1 protein-coding gene is annotated in these 835 nt (G+C 53.5%); it reads right to left on the reverse strand.

Annotation, left to right across the window (positions count from 1 at the left end; translation table 11 throughout):
- A partial coding sequence (locus tag EII32_RS12255; RefSeq protein WP_158611189.1) for a hypothetical protein occupies positions 1-835 on the reverse strand: 835 nt, incomplete at both ends.

Below are 835 nucleotides of genomic sequence, written 5' to 3' on the forward strand. Positions count from 1 at the left end.
TATATGTTACCGTCTTTTCCGATACCGCCTGCATAACATCATTTTTCACAGTCTGCTTCCAAGTGCCGAGCAAGTTGGCCGCCCAATTGAGTGTCAATACAATTTCCTGACTGCCGATACCTTTAATCGTCACGGTGACGCTTCCCGATGAATAATACCTGCCCTCCGCGTCTTTGCCTATGCTCTCTATTAATATGCGGTCTCCGTTCGCCACTGCATTACAGTGTACGCCGTCAACCCTTGCAATCTTATAGTCCCGCCCTGCGGAAAGCACGCGTGTGCCGCTCATTCCTATTACATGTGCGGCAAATGTACGGGTGTCAATTTTCAATGTCTTTTCGTCCTGCTCGAAAATCACCGTCGCAGGCGACAGAACGAACGACACCCCGTCCGTACCTGCCGCACCCTCTATCCTGCCCATGTCCAACCACGGCTTGCCCTGCCCTTGAGAGTTCCACAGATGCCCGTCGGCACTTGTGAAATATTTATCTCCGGCTTCCGCCACAGCCACGTTTTCATAAGGCGGCACGCCTTGCTGAAAATTTCCTGCGCGGTACGTGACCACTATCGGTGACACCGCGCCCTGCTGTTTTTTGTCAACGAGGAAGACAGTCGGTCGGACCGGAATACCCCTCCCGGCTTGGTAATCCGACCACGTAGCGAAATGCTTAACTGCCGTTTTGAACTCCAACGATTTGCCCACAATCCTTATCTTTGGTGTCCATGTCCTGCCGCCGTCATAACTGTAATGTGCAAATACGTCTCCGCCCGCGAATGCGGCATGCCATGTGCCGTCCTCTCCCGTCACCGAGTATTCGGCAAGCACCGTGGCGGG

This window comes from Prevotella sp. OH937_COT-195 (assembly GCF_003932845.1).
GTDB lineage: Bacteria > Bacteroidota > Bacteroidia > Bacteroidales > Bacteroidaceae > Prevotella.